The following is a 16,122-nucleotide window of genomic DNA, read 5'->3' as shown; positions in this document are numbered from 1 at the left end:
CGGCCAATCGGTTTTATCCTGATGGAAGTAGGATCGGTATGAAGCATTTCACCTGCACAGCACTATTGCTCAGCCCCCTGCTATTTGTCGCCGGGGACGCCGAAGCGCTGATCACCGGCAGCATCCAGGCGCGGCTGGTGATTTTGCCGGCCTGCCAAGTGAGTTCCGGGGGCGCTGAGATGCCCGCCAACCTCGGCCAGCTGGATTTCGGCAACCAGGCCCCGACCTGGACCCGCCCGCTCAACGCCAACGTCGAAGGCAGCGGCGGGGCGTTGCAAGTCAACTGCAACAGTTCGGTGCGCGGGTTCACGGTGACCATCGACGGTGGCGTCAACGGTGACGGCACCACCCGGCGCCTGAGCAACGGCCGCCAGACCATTCCCTACCGACTCACGGCCGATGCCGCCGGCACCGACAGCTACCGCATCGGCCAACAACGCAACTTCGCCGTCAGCCCCGGAACCCAAGGCCCGATCCCGGTCTACGGCGCCGTGGTGGCGAATACCAGCGCACTTCCGGCAGGCATTTACCGCGACATCCTGACGGTGACGTTGGATTGGTAACTCAATAGAGGAAAGCATCATGCAATCACGTGTTTTGCGTCTCGCTATACCCTTGCTGGGGATGACCCTGGCCGCCGGTGCGCACGCCGCCACCACGGTTACCGGGCAGATCAGCTCCACGCTGACCCTGACCAGCAGTTGCCTGGTTAACGGGGGTGCCGGCACCACCAACCTTAACTTCGGTAGCCTGAACTTCGGCACCACCGACAGCCTGTTCACCCAGGCGGGTACCCAATTGGTGGCGGCCGGCGGCGGGGCGGTGTCGATCCAGTGTTCGGCCGGCACGACCCCTACCGTGACGGTCCAGGGCGGCCTGCATGATGGTCAGTCCACGGGCGGCACCCGCGCGTTGTACGACGGCGTGGCCAACTTCGTGCCCTACGACCTCTACACCGACTCGGGCTACAACAACATCCTCGCGAGCAACGGCGTGATCAACCTGGCGGCCAGCACGGGGGCGGCACAGACCATCAACCTGTGGGGCAAGGCGGTGGGTAAACCGGCCCTGCCGGCGGGGACCTACACGGACACCATCTCTGTGCAATTGACCTTCTAAGTGCAATGGCCCGGCATGCATGCGCTGTCGTACTGCTGGCCTGTGCGAGCAGCTTGCCGCTGCCGCTGGCGGCCGTCACCAGCGCGACGTTCCAGGTCAGCGCCAGCATTATTGCCGGCTGCCTGGTTGTCGGCGGTGGCAGCAACTACGGCAACCTCAACTACGGCAGCTATGCGGCGTTGTCCACCAGCACGGTGTCGACGGCCTTGACCAGTGGCGTGGTGGTGCAATGCACGCCGGGGGTGACCCTGAGCATGAGCATCAACGGTGGGCAGAACAACGTCAGCGGCCGCCACCTCAAGCTCAACAGCGGCACGGCCACGGTGGCCTACCAGTTATTCAGCGACGCAGGCCTGAGCCAGGCCATCGGGATCAGCCAGAGCGTGAATGTGGCCTACAGCAATGCGAACAACATCACGCTGCCGATCTACGGCCGGGTGGTGTTGCCGGGGAACCAGCCGGCGGGCAGCTACAGCGATGTGCTGCAGGTGCAGCTGACCTTTTAGGGGCGTTTGAATTGAAGTCTTTTTCAATCTAAGGAGCAGAGTTTGCCTAGATGTTTAACCCAGTCCATACGTCAAGGAGTGCTGGCCGTGGCCCTGTTCGGGGCGAGCCAGGTACAGGCGGCCAGCTCGGTGTTGATCTGGCCGATCGACCCGGTGCTGGAGGCCGATCAACAAGCCAGCGCACTGTGGTTGGAAAACCGTGGCAATGAAACCGCCAACCTGCAGATCCGCGTGTTCGCCTGGCGCCAGAACGGCTTCGACGACCAATACCAGAACCAGCGCGACGTGATCGGCAGCCCGCCCGTGGCACGTATTGAGCCCGGCCAGAAACAGCTGGTGCGCCTGACCCGCACCAAGGAGGTGCCGCCGGGCCAGGAAATGGCCTACCGCATCATCATCGATGAGATCCCCGTACCCAAGCCGGCGGGGGCCGAAGACGGCAAGACGGCGGCGTCGATCCAGTTCCAGATGCGCTATTCGGTGCCGCTGTTTGCCTACGGCGCCGGGCTGTGGAGCAAGGCCGACCTGAGCCGCCCGCGCGACCCCAAGGGCGCCGGCGTGCCGGACTTGAGCTGGCGCAAGGTGGTCGAGGGCGGGCGCGCCTTTATCGAGATCCGCAACCAGGGCGCGGTGCATGCGCGCCTGACTGACGTCGCCGTGAAGCAAGGTGGCCAAAGCCGGCCGGTGACCGAGGGCCTGATGGGTTACGTGCTACCGGGCGCAACCATGCGCTGGCCAGTGGCGGAGCCCCTGGCCAGCGGCCAGGAGCTGCTGCTTAAAGTCAACGGTGCGCCGACGGTACAAAGCGTTAAGCCGGGTCAGTAAAAAACGGCTTGGTAAAGACAAGGAGTGAGCTGAGTGTTGGCTCGTCGTATCCGTACATTGCGATGGATCGCCATGGGGTGTTGTTGTCTGGTGCTGATTCCGCAGGTCGGTGCCGGTGAGTTGCCGCCACCGCCCACTAGCCTTGAGGCAATGCCTGATGCGCAGTTGTACCTGCAATTGCTGGTCAACCAGATGGACACCGGCAAGGTCGTCGTGGTGGAGCAACGGGCGGGCCAGCTGTACATGCCTGCGTCCGATCTGCAGGCCATCGGCATGAAGCTGCCGGCGTCGGTTACCGCTGAAGTGGCCCTGGACCAATTGCCCGGGCTGCACAGCGAATACGACAGCCAGGGCCAGCGCCTGCTGCTGAACGTGCCGCCCGATTGGCTGCCCGCGCAGTTCCTCGGTAACCGCCAGGCGTACCCGCGTACCGAGGCGCTGACCAGCTTCGGCGCGATGCTCAACTACGACCTGTACCTGAACGACACCGACGATTCCGGCACCTACCTGGCGGCCTGGAACGAGGTGCGGCTGTTCGATACCTGGGGCACCTTGTCCAACACCGGGCAATACCGTCGCAGCTTCGGCGCAAATGCCGGCGCTGGGCTGAGCGACGGTTACCTGCGCTACGACACCGCCTGGCGCTACTCCGACGATGAAAGCCTGCTGACCTACGAGGCCGGTGATCTGGTCAGCGGCGCCTTGCCTTGGAGCAATTCGGTGCGCCTGGGGGGCGTGCAACTGTCGCGGGATTTTGGCGTGCGCCCGGACCTGGTGACCTACCCCTTGCCGCAGTTTGCCGGCGAAGCAGCGGTGCCGTCCTCGGTGGACCTGTTTATCAACGGCTTCAAGTCGTCCAGCGACAACGTGCAGCCGGGGCCCTACACCCTCACCAATATCCCGTTTATCAACGGCGCGGGGGAGGCGGTGGTGGTGACCACCGATGCCCTTGGCCGGCAGGTGTCCACCACCGTGCCGTTCTATGTCACCAGCAGTTTGTTGCAAAAGGGCTTGTCGGATTTTTCGGTGGCCGCCGGTACCCTGCGTCGCGAATATGGTCAGCAGGATTTCCGCTATGGCCAGGGCGTTACTTCGGGCAGTCTGCGTTACGGCGTGAGCGATACGTTCACCCTGGAAAGCCACGCCGAAGCCTCCAGTGAACTGACCCTGGGCGGCGTGGGCGGCAACGTGCGGCTGGGTTCGTTCGGTGTGCTCAACAGTGCGTTCAGCCAGAGCCGTTTCGATGGGCGCCAAGGCCAGCAGGTCAGCCTCGGCTATCAGTACAGCAGCCAGCGTTACAGCCTGTCTTACCAGCGGCTGGAACGGCACGAGCAATACGCCGACCTCACGCTGATCGACTCGCCCTACATCAGCCTGAGCAAGCGCAGCGAGCAAGTCACCGCCAGCCTCAACCTCGACAGTTGGGGTAGCCTGGGCGCCGGTTATTTCGATATCCGCGCCGCCGATGATTCGCGCACGCGCTTGTTGAACCTGACCTGGAACCGCCCGCTGTGGGGCAACAGCAGTTTTTACCTGTCGGCCAACCGTGAGATCGGAGACAGCAATTGGGCGGTGCAGGCCCAGGTGGTGATCCCCTTCGACCTCGACGGCAGCCTGAGCATGAGTGTCGAACGCAGCACCACCGGTGAAAGCCGCCAGCGCGTCAATTTCAGCCGGGCAGTGCCAGGCCCGGGGGGCGTGGGCTACAACCTTGGCTACGCCCACGGCCAGGGCGCGGATTATCGCCAGGCCGACCTGACTTGGCGCTTGCAGTCGGTGCAATTGCAGGCTGGCGTCTATGGCAGCAGCGACGCCGAAACCCGTTGGGCGGATGCCAGCGGTTCGTTGGTGTGGATGGACAAGCATGTGTTTGCGGCCAACCGCATTAACGATGCGTTTGTGGTCGTCAGCACCGACGGCTACCCCAAGGTTCCGGTGCGCTATGAAAACCAGTGGGTCGGCGACACCGACGAGAGCGGCCGCCTATTGGTGCCGTGGGCCAGCGGCTATTACCGCGGCAAGTATGAAATCGATCCACTGAATCTGCCGGCCAACGTGCTCAGCCCGACGGTGGAGCAGCGCGTGGCGGTGCGGCGGGGCAGTGGCTATCTGCTGGAGTTTGCGCTGGCCAGAATCAACGCTGCCAGCATTGAATTGGTGGATGAACACAATGCGCCACTGCCACTGGGGGCCAACGTGCTGCATGAGCAGAGCGGCGCGGTGGCAGTGGTGGGCTGGGATGGCCTGGTGTACCTGGACACTCTGGCGCCGCAGAACACCCTGCGCGTGACGTTGGGCGGCGGCGCCAGTTGCCAGGTGCAGTTTGCGCTGCCGGCGTCCAGTGAGCAGGTGCCGTTGATTGGCCCGTTGGTATGTCGATAGGCACAGGAGGTGTCGGGTGAAAATGCGGGGAGTGTTGGCGGGTGTCGTGTTGAGCGGGTTGGCGTCCCAGGCCCAGGCGTTATGTTCGGTGGTGGCGACCACGGCCGCCGGGTTCGGGCCGGTCAGTTCGATCCTCACCAATACGACGGTGCAATCCACCTCGACCACCAACGCCGGGTTGCGGTGCACCGGCTCGCTGCTTTCCTTGTTGACGACCAATGATCATTTCTACGCAACGGTCACGTCGTCTACCGCCGGTATGGTGGGCCCCACTGGTGATGTCATCAGCTATAACCTCTACGCGACCAACAATACGGGCGCGGCCTACCTGATAAACCGGGGCGCGCCCTACGATTTTGCCCGCAACGGCATTATTGACCTGCTGGGCCTGCTGGGTGGCTCCACGCCCAAGACGGTGCCGATCTACCTGGGGACCATCACCGGCGGCAACGTCGCGGCTGGGATCTACACGGAAACCCTGAGCATCTACTGGGACTGGAACTACTGTTCCGGCATCGGGGCGCTGGGCATTTGCCTTGGGCGTGACGCCAATACCGGCACGGCGACGCTGACGGTGAACATGACGGTCACCAACGACTGCACGGTGACGGCGCCGAACATCAGCTTTGGCGGCGCCCCCGTGGTGAGCGCCTTTGGCACGGTCAACCAGACCATCAATATCTCTTGTACCAAGGGCAGCACCTACACGGTGGGCCTGGATCCGGGCAAGCACGCCAGCGGCGGGCGGCGGCAGATGATGTCGGGGACCAACTTCCTCGCCTACGACATCTTCAAGAGTGCCGGTACCACCGTGTGGGGCAGTGTGGGCGCCGCCCGCCGCGACAGCACCACCGCCGAGGTCAACCCCGGTAAAGGCCTGGGCAGCGGCGCCCAGGGATTCAACTACAACGCCAAGGTCTACACCGACCAGCCCACGCCGCCGGCCGGTGTCTACATCGACAATGTGATCCTGGACGTCGGCTTCTAGAACTTCAGCAACCGCGGGGCCGGCTGGTCTGCCGGGCTGACCACCGCATAGTTGTAGCCGGCGCCGGACCAGTATTGCGCCTGCAACCCGTCGGCGCTGCGGCTGCCAGGGGGCAGGAAGCCGTTTTCCGGACCCGGCGGGCGGATATAGAAGCTGATGCGCCGCCCTTGGGCGTCTTCATACAGCACCATGGCGGCGGCGCCTTGCTCGGTGGTAAGCAGGCGCCCACTCACCGGGGTGAAACCCGAGGCGCTCAAGTCCGGCAGGCGGTGGGCCCTGTTGAAGTAGCGATCAAGCCAGGCCTGCATCGTGCCGCCGCCCTGGGTTTTGTAGTCGGCGGGCATGATGCCGTCCTGGGCAAATAGGCGGAACGCTTGCATTGCATCGGCCATCGGCTGGATTTGCGCCTGGGTGGCCTCGCGCGCGTGCCAGCCGCCGAGGCCGCCGAGGCTGACGGCCACTAGCAGCACTGCCGCCGTTGCCAAGTGGCGGCGCGCCCGATGTTTGACGCGCTGGCGAATCAGCGCCGGGTCCAGGTCCGGGTTGGCCGGCTGTTGCAGGGCACCGCCCAGCGCGGCGCGCAGCAGTTGCGCGTCCTGCTGCCAGGCGTGGACCTGGGCCGCGACGTCGGGGTGCGCCGCCAAGTAGGTTTCAAGCACACGGCGATCGCTCTCCAGGAGCTGGTGATCGACGTAGGCATGCAAATCGCGTTCGCTGGGGGGCAGGCTGATCATTTGAGTATCCGCAGGGAAGGGCTGGCGATTTCGCCATCGCTGAGTTGACGCAGGGCCTGGCGCGCCCGGGACAGGCGCGACATCACGGTGCCGAGGGGCACCTGCAGAATCTCGGCCACCTCCTTGTAGCTCAGGCCTTCCACCGACACCCACAGCAGCAGGGCGCGCTGCTCGGTGTTCAGCTTGTCGAAGGCGTGCAGGGTCGACTGGGCGATCACCGTGCGTTCGACCGACGGTTGCGCATCGTCGCGGCCGGTAAAGAATTCCAGCATGCGCGCATACCGCCGGCTGCGGCGGTGGGCATCGAGAAACTGGCGGTAGAGGATCGAGAACAGCCAGGCGCGTACATCGCCTTCGATGCGTTTGTCGGCCCAGCGGGTGATCGCTCGCTCCAGGGTCGACTGCACCAGGTCGTCGGCGCTGCTGGCGTTACGGGTCAGGGACACGGCAAAGCGCCGCAGCCTGGGGATGAGTTCACGTAACTGTTCGTCGAGTTCATGCATGGGAGTCTGGCTGGTCACTACGCTGGGACTAGAGAGACGTCCGGCGTTGAAGGTTATTCCCCGTCCTGGAAAATAAATACAGGCGCAGGGAATAGAGGGTATCGGCGTTCGTCTTAATGCTCCGACCTTATGTTTCACCCCCGGCCTCTGGCCTTGGAGTCTGTTCATGGTAGATCACTCATCACCGCCCCGTCCTCCGTTGAGCACTGCGAGCCTGATCGCGCGACTCGCGGGGATTGGTGCCGTGGTTGCCGTTGTTGCCGGGGCGTTTGCCTACGTCAACGGCACCCTCGACCCACAACGCTTGCGTCCGAAAACCCTGGTCAATGCCCTGGAAACCAATAACGGCGTGCACCCGGGTTTCCGCCGTAACCACGCCAAGGGCGTGTGCGTGGCCGGGTACTTCGAGAGCACTGCCGAGGCGCGCGCCTACTCCAGCGCCCAGGTATTCAGCGAGGCCAGGACTCCCGTGATCGGCCGCTTGGCCTTGCCCAGCGGCAATCCTTACGCGCCGGACAGCAGTGTGCCGATCCGCAGTTTTGCCGTGCAATTCAGCCAGGCCAATGGCCAGCAATGGCGCACCGGGATGAACAGCATGCCAGTGTTCCCGGTGGGCACGCCCGAGGCGTTCTACCAGATGCTCAAGGCCGGTGCGCCAGACCCGGCCACCGGCAAGCCGAACCCCGCCAATATGCCCGCGTTTTTCGCCGCCCATCCGGAGACGGCGGCGTTTCTGGCGTGGGTCAAGACCGCCAAGCCTTCGGCCAGCTATGCGACCGAAACCTATAACGGCATCAACGCGTTTTACCTGGTGGGCGCCGATGGCAAGCGCCAGGCCGTGCGCTGGGGCGTGGTGCCGCAGAGCCAGGATGGCCCCGGTGAGAGCGCCCCGGCGGGCAACGATTTTCTCGAGAAAGACCTGGTGCAACGCCTGGCCGCAGGGCCTGTGCGCTGGCAGTTGAACATGACCCTGGCCAACCCCGGCGACCCGCTGGACGACGCCAGTAAGACCTGGACCGGCGAGCACAAGGTGCTTAACGCCGGCACCCTGGTTCTGCAAAGCAGCCAGCCACAGGCAGACGGTGATTGCCGCGATATCAACTTCGACCCGCTGGTGTTGCCAAGCGGCATCGAAGCCTCCAATGACCCCTTGCTGGCCGCGCGGTCGGCCGCCTACGCCAGCTCGTACCTGCGCCGGGCCGGTGAAGTCAGCCCGTTGCACAGTGCCCCTCAGGAGTCGAAGCCATGAAAGCTAAACCGCGGTTTTTCGCGCCCCTGGCGCGCCTGCTGCACTGGCTGATGGCGCTGATGGTCATCGCCATGCTGTTTATTGGCGCGGGCCTGGCGGCATCGGTTTCCGAACGGCACGAGTGGTTGATTCACCTGCACAAGCCACTGGGTATCGCGATTCTGGCGCTGGTGATCGTGCGGTTGGTGGTGCGTTTCTCTACGCGCCAGCCGCCGCTGCCCGCCGACTTGCCACTGTGGCAAGTGCTGGCGGCCAAGGCGTCTCATCTGGTGCTGTATGCCTTGATGCTGGTGTTGCCGCTGCTGGGCTGGGCGATGATTTCAGCGGCGGGCGACCCGGTGATGCTCAGCAGCTCGCTGCAGTTACCGGCCCTGGTCGGGGCGAACGCCCCACTGTTTGCAGTGTTGCGCAAGGCCCATGGGTTTCTGGCTTACCTGCTGTTTCTGACCGTGTTGTTGCACCTGGCAGCGGCGTTGTTCCATGGGCTGATTCGGCGGGATGGTGTGCTGCAGAGCATGACGGGTAGCAAAGACTGATCCATTTGGTTGGTGAGGGCTTATGTGGATAGCGGGGTTATTGTGGCGAGCGGGCTTGCCCGCGTTGGGCTGCGAAGCAGCCCTAAAACCTGACGACGCGGTGTGTCAGGTATGAGGGTGGCGCCTGTCATGGGGCCGCTTCGCGGCCCAACGCGGGCAAGCCCGCTCGCCACAACAAGCCCCCTAACAGCCGGCGTTAGCGCAGCACCGTGACGATATCGGCCACGGTGCTCAACACATCCTTGCCCAGTTGCATCGAACGTGTGCCCGACCAGCCGGTGTGCGGGTTGGGCGCGTCGTCGTTGTCCTTGAACGGCATCTCCAGGGTCAGGGACAGGCAGTCGTACTTCTCGCCCACCGCGTTGCAGGCCAGGGTCATGTTGGCTTCGCCCGGTAGATCGCGGGTGTAGCCGTGGACGGTCTGGAAGTCGCGGGTCAGGGCACTCAAGTGCTGGCGGAAGTGTTTTTCCAGCGCTTCGATACGTGGCGTGTAGCCTGGGTTGCCCTCACAAGCGGCGGCAAACACGTAGGGGATCTCTTCGTCCCCGTGGATATCCAGGAACAGGTCGACGCCGTATTTTTCCATCTGCTGCTGCACGAACAGCACTTCAGGGCTGTTCTCCTGGCTGGCGCTCTGCCAGGCGCGGTTGAGGTCCTGGCCCATGGCATTGGTGCGCAAGTGGCCGTGGAAGGCGCCGTCCGGGTTCATATTGGGCACCAGGTACAGATCGGCGACCGCCAGCAGTTTTTTCAGCTCGGCATCGCCGTCCTGCTGCAGGCGCTCGATGATGCCTTCCATAAACCATTCGGCCATGTGCTCACCGGGGTGCTGCTGGGCGATGATCCACACGTTACGTCGGCCTGCGCCGCCTTTGCCACGGCGCAGTAGCTGGATATCACGGCCTTCGACACTTTTACCAGTGGCCAGCAGCTGTGTGCCGGCGCGGTTCAGGGCCTGGTCGATCAGCCAGTCGTGGCGCTCACGGCTGTAGGGTTCGAAGTAGGCAAACCAGGCGTGTTTCTCGCGGGTTTCGAGGCTGATGTGCAGCGTCTCGCCGTCAAACCGCGTGGGCACGCGAAACCAGTTGATATGGTCGTAGGACGCCACCGCGTTGTAGCCGCTCCAGGCGTGTTTGTAGGACGACTCGCCGGCGTTGCTCAGACGGAAGGTGTGGGTGTGCCCCACGTGCATACCTTCGGCCTTGAAGTGGAACCATTGGAAATGTTGGCTGCGGGTATCTGGGTTGATCGCCAGCAGCAACTGAAAGGCATCGCTGGCGTCGAGCACCTGGATATTGCCACTGTCGAAGTCGGTGCTGATCCTGATGGAGGTCAAGGCCACGGTCATAGTCTGGTTGCCTGAATATGAGTGTTGTGGCGGCTATCTTACACAGGAGTCTGGTAAAGGCTGGATGCAAAATTGTTGCAGGGAAGGGAGGGGGCGTCGTCCGTGACGCCGCCGCAGCTTAGAATCTATGAGATTGATTCTCAAGCGCTATTTCGTAGAGATCTGGGCTAGAGCGTTCGACTGGCTTTCTTTTGGCGATAGTCTTTTGCTACCATGCGCGGCATCGAGCAACACACAGTCTTCATTAGCCTGAAGCCATGCCAGGGAAACTGGCAAAAAAAAGACCCGGCCAAAGAGCCGGGTCAAAAACCGTGATTAGCCTGATGAGGAGATATTCCAAGAGTCCGACCTAAGGTCCCTTGGTCTATCGACTGATCTCGCGATCAGCTAGGTCCAATAATAATCATTATCATTTGCAAGTCAAACGTTTTTATCCCTGAGATAGAAATATTTTTCGTTCGCGCCTGTCACACGTTTGCCTGAGCCTCTGGCACTTGCAACGATCGCTCTACCATGGCCTTCGCCATATCAATCAAATACACCACTGAAAACGCCAGGTCGCGGTGATTGCCTTGATGGCTGCTCGCCGATTCATAGGCCGTGGCTGCCGCACTGCGCAGCAGGTCCGAGGCATGCACCAGGGCTTCCTCCTGGCTGATGCCTGGTTTGATGGCAAACAGCACGCCGTTCGGGTCTGGCGCCGACAGGTGTTCCTTCAGGTAAAAATCCAATGCGCGCTGGGCAGCACCGCTGCTGCGCAGGCCTTGCAAGTCATCGTTTTCGGGGTGGTCCGGCAGGAGGTGCGGGCTCGTTGTCATAAGGGCGGTACTCTGGTGGGAAGGGCAAAACCTTATGTTCGATAATAGTACGTATTGTATTTATGTCTCTTTATTGATTACTACAAACTGTTTATTGTCGTGAAAAATCCACCCCGTATTGTCAGGCCCCATGGATAACTGGATAGCGTTGGTCAAGGCCAACATGAAAGACCGCAAGGTCACGCAGGATGAGTTGGCTGAACGCTTGGGCATGTCCCAGGGCGGCGTTGGCCATTGGCTCAACAAACGGCGGGTGCCGAGCCTTGCCGACATGAACCGGGTGCTCGCAGAACTGGGCCTGGGCTACCTGGAAGTGGCGCTGGAGATACGCGAGCGGGAGGAGGAGGTGCCTGGCGTGGAAACACACTACAACCCGTATTTCCGCTACCCGGTCAGCGACTGGAAAGGTGCCTGCGAACTGCGCGAGGAGCGTGCCACCTATCGCGCCGCGCGCTTTGAGCTGACGGATTACCACGCCGAGGGCGAAGCCTTCTGGCTGCCGGTGACCGGCGACGCGATGACCGCCCCCAGCGGCCTGAGTATCAGCGCCGGCATGCTGATCCTGGTGGACCCGGCCAAGGCTGCCGAACCCGGCAAGCTGGTGGTCGCGCAGTGGGCCGACCACCCCCACGCGACCTTCCGCCAGTTGCTGGAGGAGAGCGGCCAACTGTACCTGGTGCCGCTCAACCCCACTTACCCCAAGCAGCTGTTCACCGACGCCTGCCGCATCCTGGGCGTGGTCGTGCAGGCCACGGCAAAGTTCTAGCTTGCCGTTTCGAGTTCGACCAGCGCGCACCCTTCGGCAACCATTTCGCCTTCCTGGCAGAACAGCGCCTTGACCACCCCGGCGTGGGGCGCTCGGATGCTGTGTTCCATCTTCATTGCCTCCAGCACCACCAATTGCGTGCCGGCCTCCACGGTTTGGCCCACGTCCACCAGCACCCGCACGATGCTGCCATTCATCGGCGCCGTCAGGCCGCCCTGATGCGACTGGTTGGCCCCCACGGCCGCAATCGGATCGAACAGGCTGACCCCCTGCACCTCGCCGTCCCAGCGCAGAAACAGCGTGCCGCCATTGCGCACAGCCAGATGGGCGCGGCGCACACCCGCGCATTCAATCAGCAACTGCTCACCTTGCAGCTTCGGCGCATCGGGTGCCAGCGTGACCAGCCGATCCTGCCCCGCGCAGCTCAAATGCAGCGAGACTTCGGCAGGCAGCCCGGCACGAAACCCGCGCACGTCAGCCCAAGGCCCTTCACCCACCGGCAAGCTCTGCATGAGCGCGGCCCCCGCCGCCTGCCAGAACGCCTCGCTCAGCGCGCCAGGCACCGGCAGCAACTCATCCTGATAACGTGGAATAAATCCGGTATCCAGCTCCGCCGCCGCAAACGCCGGATGCCCGATAATGCGCCGCAAAAAGCCCAGGTTGGTCTTGAGCCCGCCTACGGCAAACTCATCCAGCATGCTCAACAAGCGCAGGCGCGCCTGCTCACGGTCCTCGCCCCAGGCGATCAGCTTGCCGAGCATCGGGTCGTAAAACGGTGAAACACTGTCGCCTTGTTCCACACCGCTGTCCACGCGCCGCCCCGGGCCGGGTGCGGATTCGCGGTACAGCGCCAGGTGCCCGGTAGCCGGCAGGAAATCATTGGCCGGGTCTTCCGCGTACAGGCGCACTTCAATCGCATGGCCGATCAGCGGCACCTGGTCCTGGGTGATCGGCAGCGCTTCGCCTTGGGCCACGCGGATCTGCCAGGCCACCAGGTCCAGGCCGGTAATTGCTTCGGTGACCGGGTGTTCAACCTGCAGGCGTGTATTCATCTCCATAAAGAAGAATTCGCCGCGCGCATCGAGCAAAAACTCCACGGTGCCTGCGCCGACATAACCGATGGCCTGGGCCGCTCGCACGGCGGCCTCGCCCATGGCTTTGCGCTGCTCGGCGCTCAGGCCGGGGGCGGGGGCTTCTTCCACGACTTTCTGATGGCGACGCTGGATCGAGCAGTCGCGCTCATTAAGGTACAAGCAGTGCCCGTGCTGGTCGGCAAACACCTGGATCTCAACATGGCGTGGCTTGAGCAGGTATTTCTCCACCAGCATCTGGCTGTTGCCGAATGAGGACAGCGCCTCACGCTGCGCCGAGGCCAGGGCTTCGGCGAGTTGGTCGACGTGCTCGACCACCTTCATGCCCTTGCCGCCACCCCCGGCCGTGGCCTTGAGCAGCACCGGGTAGCCGATACGCTCGCAGGCGTCGCGGAAAGTGTCCAGGTCCTGGGCTTCGCCGTGGTAACCCGGCACCAGCGGCACGCCGGCCTTCTCCATCAGCGCCTTGGCGGCCGATTTGCTGCCCATGGCGTCGATGGCCGAGGCGGGCGGGCCGAGGAAGATCAAGCCGGCGGCTTCAATGGCGCGGGCAAAGTTGGCGTTTTCCGACAGGAAGCCATAACCCGGATGGATGGCCTGGGCGCCGCTGGCCTGGGCGGCGGAGATCAGTTTGTCGATTTGCAGGTAGCTTTCGCTGGCCTTGCTGCCGCCCAGGTCGACACGGATGTCGGCTTCACGGCTGTGTCGCGCATCGCGGTCGATGGCGCTGTGCACGGCCACGGTGGTCATCCCCATGGCCTTGGCGGTACGCATGACCCGGCAGGCAATTTCGCCACGGTTAGCCACCAGGATAGTGGTCAGTGTGCTCATGGGCGTGGCTCCTGTGGCTGCCAGCCTGGCGCGCGTTTTTGCAGGAACGCGCGCAAGCCTTCCTGGCCCTCGGGGCTGACGCGGATGCGCGCAATGGCATTTTCGCAATAGCGGCGCAGGGCGGGGGTGAGGGCGCCGTTGCCCACTTCACGCAGCAGGTCCTTGCTGGCGCGCATGGCGGCCGGGCTGTTTTGCAGCAGGTTGGCGACCCACTGTTCGACCTGTTGATCCAGCTCGCTGGACGGGTAGCTTTCTGCCAAGAGGCCGATATCCCGCGCGCGCTGGCCGCCAAATCGTTCGGCGGTCAGGGCATAGCGCCGCGCCGCACGTTCGCCGATGGCTTGCACCACGAACGGGCTGATCACCGCCGGGGCCAGGCCGATGCGTACTTCCGACAGGCAGAACTGCGCATCATCGGCGCCGATGGCCATGTCACAGCAACTGATCAAGCCCAGTGCACCGCCGTAGGCCGCGCCTTGCACCACGGCCAGGGTCGGGATCTTCAGTTTGGCCAGGTTGTACATCAGCTCGGCCAGTTCGCGGGCGTCGTCCAGGTTGGTGTGGTAATCCAGCTCGGCCGATTGCTGCATCCAGGCCAGGTCGGCGCCGGCGCTGAAGTGTTTGCCGCGCCCGCGCAGGACTAGAAAGCGCAGGCTGGGATCACCTTGCACGTGGTCGAGGGCGATGATCAGTTCGCGGATCATCTCGGCGTTGAACGCGTTGTTCTTGGCTTCACGACTGAGCCACAGCGTGGCGAAACCACGGCTGTCGGTGATCAGTTCGAGGGTGTTGAAATCGCTCATGGGATACAGCTCCATTTACATGCGGAACACGCCGAAGCGGCTCGGCTCGATGGGCGCGTTCAGCGCAGCCGACAAGGCCAGGGCCAGCACGTCGCGGGTTTGCAGCGGGTCGATCACGCCGTCATCCCACAGGCGCGCGCTGGAATAGTAGGGGTGGCCCTGGGTTTCATACTGGTCGAGGATGGGCTGCTTGATCGCGGCTTCCTCCTCGGCGCTGAAGCCATTGCCGGCACGTTCGGCCTGCTCGCGCTTGACCTGCACCAGCACGCCCGCGGCCTGTTCGGCACCCATCACGCCGATGCGGGCGTTGGGCCACATCCACAGGAAACGTGGGTCGTAGGCGCGGCCGCACATGCCGTAGTTACCGGCGCCAAAGCTGCCGCCGATGATCACGGTGAATTTCGGCACCTTGGCGCAGGCCACTGCCGTGACCAGCTTCGCGCCATGCTTGGCGATGCCGCCAGCCTCGTACTTTTGCCCGACCATAAACCCGGTGATGTTCTGCAGGAACAGCAGGGGAATCCCGCGCTGGCAGGCCAGTTCGATAAAGTGCGCGCCTTTTTGTGCGGCTTCGGCGAACAGAATCCCGTTGTTGGCCAGAATCGCAATCGGGTAGCCGTGCAGGTGCGCAAACCCACACACCAAAGTGGTGCCGAACAGCGCCTTGAACTCATCGAACACCGAGCCGTCCACCAGCCGCGCGATCACTTCGCGCACATCGAACGGCTGCTTGGCATCGGCGGGGATTACCCCGTAAAGCTCTTCGCTGCTGTACAGCGGCGCTACGGGCGTGCGTTGCAGCAAGTCGCCCTGTTTGCGCCAGTTGAGGTTGGCCACACTGCGCCGGGCCAGGGCCAGGGCGTGTTCGTCGTTGTCGGCATAGTGGTCGGCCACGCCGGAAACCTTGCAGTGCACGTCGGCGCCGCCGAGGTCTTCGGCGCTCACCACCTCGCCGGTAGCGGCCTTCACCAGCGGCGGCCCGGCGAGGAAAATAGTCGCTTGCTGGCGCACCATGATCGCTTCGTCAGCCATGGCCGGCACATAGGCGCCACCGGCGGTGCACGAGCCCATCACCACCGCGATCTGCGGGATGCCCTGGGCACTCATGTTGGCCTGGTTGAAGAAGATCCGCCCGAAGTGCTCGCGGTCGGGGAACACTTCGTCCTGACGCGGCAGGTTGGCGCCGCCGGAGTCCACCAGGTAGATGCACGGCAGGCGGTTCTGCTCGGCGATGGTCTGGGCGCGCAGGTGTTTTTTAACGGTGAGCGGATAGTAGGAGCCACCTTTCACCGTGGCATCGTTGGCGACGATCATGCATTCCACGCCTTCCACCCGGCCAATCCCGGCAATCACCCCGGCGGCGGGTACGTCTTCGCCATACACCTGATGGGCGGCCAGTTGGCTGAGTTCCAGGAAGGGTGAGCCCGGATCGAGCAGGCGATTGATGCGCTCGCGCGGCAGCAGTTTGCCACGTGAGGTGTGGCGCTCCTGGGCCTTGGCGCCGCCGCCTTGTTGCACGTGCGCGAGCAGGCTGTGCAGGGCGTCGACCTGTTGGCGCATCGCCGCGCTGTTGGCGGCAAATTCCGCCGAGCGTGGGTTGAGCAGGGTGTGCAGGGTGGCCAT

At 63.6% G+C, this 16,122-nt stretch carries 16 protein-coding genes; 9 read left to right on the top strand and 7 right to left on the bottom strand.

Annotated elements, in window-relative coordinates; all coding sequences use genetic code 11:
• Positions 1-38 precede the first annotated feature (38 nt).
• From CXQ82_RS19485 to CXQ82_RS19460, 6 genes are all read left to right on the top strand, one after another.
• Positions 39-563, top strand: a complete 525-nt coding sequence (locus CXQ82_RS19485; protein WP_101271853.1) for a spore coat U domain-containing protein — start codon at positions 39-41, stop codon at positions 561-563.
• A 19-nt stretch (positions 564-582) separates the two neighbouring features.
• Positions 583-1,119 carry a spore coat U domain-containing protein gene (locus CXQ82_RS19480; protein ID WP_101271852.1) on the top strand — a complete coding sequence of 179 codons (537 nt, stop codon included), beginning with the start codon at positions 583-585 and terminating at the stop codon, positions 1,117-1,119.
• Positions 1,120-1,124: 5 nt separating this feature from the next.
• Complete coding sequence (locus CXQ82_RS19475) at positions 1,125-1,625, top strand: spore coat U domain-containing protein (RefSeq protein WP_101271851.1); 501 nt, start codon at positions 1,125-1,127, stop codon at positions 1,623-1,625.
• Positions 1,626-1,703: 78 nt separating this feature from the next.
• Positions 1,704-2,450 carry a molecular chaperone gene (locus tag CXQ82_RS19470; protein WP_241088941.1) on the top strand — a complete coding sequence of 249 codons (747 nt, stop codon included), beginning with the start codon at positions 1,704-1,706 and terminating at the stop codon, positions 2,448-2,450.
• A gap of 72 nt (positions 2,451-2,522) precedes the next feature.
• Complete coding sequence (locus CXQ82_RS19465; protein WP_101271849.1) at positions 2,523-4,832, top strand: fimbria/pilus outer membrane usher protein; 2,310 nt, start codon at positions 2,523-2,525, stop codon at positions 4,830-4,832.
• Positions 4,833-4,854: 22 nt separating this feature from the next.
• Positions 4,855-5,820: a spore coat U domain-containing protein gene (locus CXQ82_RS19460; RefSeq protein WP_101273832.1), complete on the top strand. Its 966-nt coding sequence runs from the start codon at positions 4,855-4,857 to the stop codon at positions 5,818-5,820.
• Here CXQ82_RS19460 and CXQ82_RS19455 read toward each other — a convergent pair.
• Positions 5,817-6,554 carry an anti-sigma factor gene (locus tag CXQ82_RS19455; protein WP_101271848.1) on the bottom strand — a complete coding sequence of 246 codons (738 nt, stop codon included), beginning with the start codon at positions 6,552-6,554 and terminating at the stop codon, positions 5,817-5,819. The two genes, CXQ82_RS19460 and CXQ82_RS19455, sit on opposite strands and share 4 nt — an antisense overlap.
• Complete coding sequence (locus CXQ82_RS19450) at positions 6,551-7,057, bottom strand: RNA polymerase sigma factor (RefSeq protein ID WP_101271847.1); 507 nt, start codon at positions 7,055-7,057, stop codon at positions 6,551-6,553. Before CXQ82_RS19450 ends, CXQ82_RS19455 begins: the two co-directional genes overlap by 4 nt.
• Positions 7,058-7,223: 166 nt before the next feature.
• On the opposite strand from CXQ82_RS19450, the gene CXQ82_RS19445 reads away from it, so the two are divergent.
• Entirely contained in the window at positions 7,224-8,306 is a 1,083-nt protein-coding gene (locus CXQ82_RS19445) for a catalase family peroxidase (RefSeq protein ID WP_101271846.1), read from the top strand.
• Entirely contained in the window at positions 8,303-8,842 is a 540-nt protein-coding gene (locus CXQ82_RS19440; RefSeq protein WP_101271845.1) for a cytochrome b, read from the top strand. The genes CXQ82_RS19445 and CXQ82_RS19440 overlap by 4 nt, the downstream gene beginning before the upstream one ends.
• Before the next feature lie 196 nt (positions 8,843-9,038).
• On the opposite strand, the gene CXQ82_RS19435 is transcribed toward CXQ82_RS19440, so the two are convergent.
• Both CXQ82_RS19435 and CXQ82_RS19430 read right to left on the bottom strand, forming a co-directional pair.
• A complete protein-coding gene (locus CXQ82_RS19435) occupies positions 9,039-10,190 on the bottom strand; it encodes a M14-type cytosolic carboxypeptidase (protein WP_101271844.1) in 1,152 nt (383 codons plus the stop codon).
• Between the two features lie 467 nt (positions 10,191-10,657).
• Entirely contained in the window at positions 10,658-11,008 is a 351-nt protein-coding gene (locus tag CXQ82_RS19430) for a DUF6124 family protein (protein ID WP_101271843.1), read from the bottom strand.
• 130 nt (positions 11,009-11,138) lie between these two features.
• Here CXQ82_RS19430 and CXQ82_RS19425 point away from each other — a divergent pair, with 130 nt between their 5' ends.
• Positions 11,139-11,774, top strand: a complete 636-nt coding sequence (locus tag CXQ82_RS19425) for a LexA family transcriptional regulator (RefSeq protein WP_101271842.1) — start codon at positions 11,139-11,141, stop codon at positions 11,772-11,774.
• Here the strand turns inward: CXQ82_RS19425 and CXQ82_RS19420 are convergent.
• The 3 genes from CXQ82_RS19420 to CXQ82_RS19410 are packed head-to-tail and all read right to left on the bottom strand — an operon-like array spanning position 11,771 to position 16,122.
• Positions 11,771-13,696, bottom strand: coding sequence for an acetyl/propionyl/methylcrotonyl-CoA carboxylase subunit alpha (locus tag CXQ82_RS19420; RefSeq protein ID WP_101271841.1), 1,926 nt, complete (start codon positions 13,694-13,696; stop codon positions 11,771-11,773). The genes CXQ82_RS19425 and CXQ82_RS19420 overlap by 4 nt on opposite strands.
• The gene (locus CXQ82_RS19415; RefSeq protein WP_101271840.1) at positions 13,693-14,499 is read right to left on the bottom strand and encodes a gamma-carboxygeranoyl-CoA hydratase; all 807 of its coding nucleotides are present in this window, start codon (positions 14,497-14,499) and stop codon (positions 13,693-13,695) included. The genes CXQ82_RS19420 and CXQ82_RS19415 overlap by 4 nt, the downstream gene beginning before the upstream one ends.
• A 15-nt stretch (positions 14,500-14,514) precedes the next feature.
• Positions 14,515-16,122 carry a carboxyl transferase domain-containing protein gene (locus CXQ82_RS19410; protein ID WP_101271839.1) on the bottom strand — a complete coding sequence of 536 codons (1,608 nt, stop codon included), beginning with the start codon at positions 16,120-16,122 and terminating at the stop codon, positions 14,515-14,517.

Source organism: Pseudomonas sp. S09G 359 (genome assembly GCF_002843605.1).
In the GTDB taxonomy this organism is placed as follows: Bacteria; Pseudomonadota; Gammaproteobacteria; order Pseudomonadales; family Pseudomonadaceae; genus Aquipseudomonas.
This window is presented reverse-complemented; position numbering and strand designations above follow the sequence as displayed.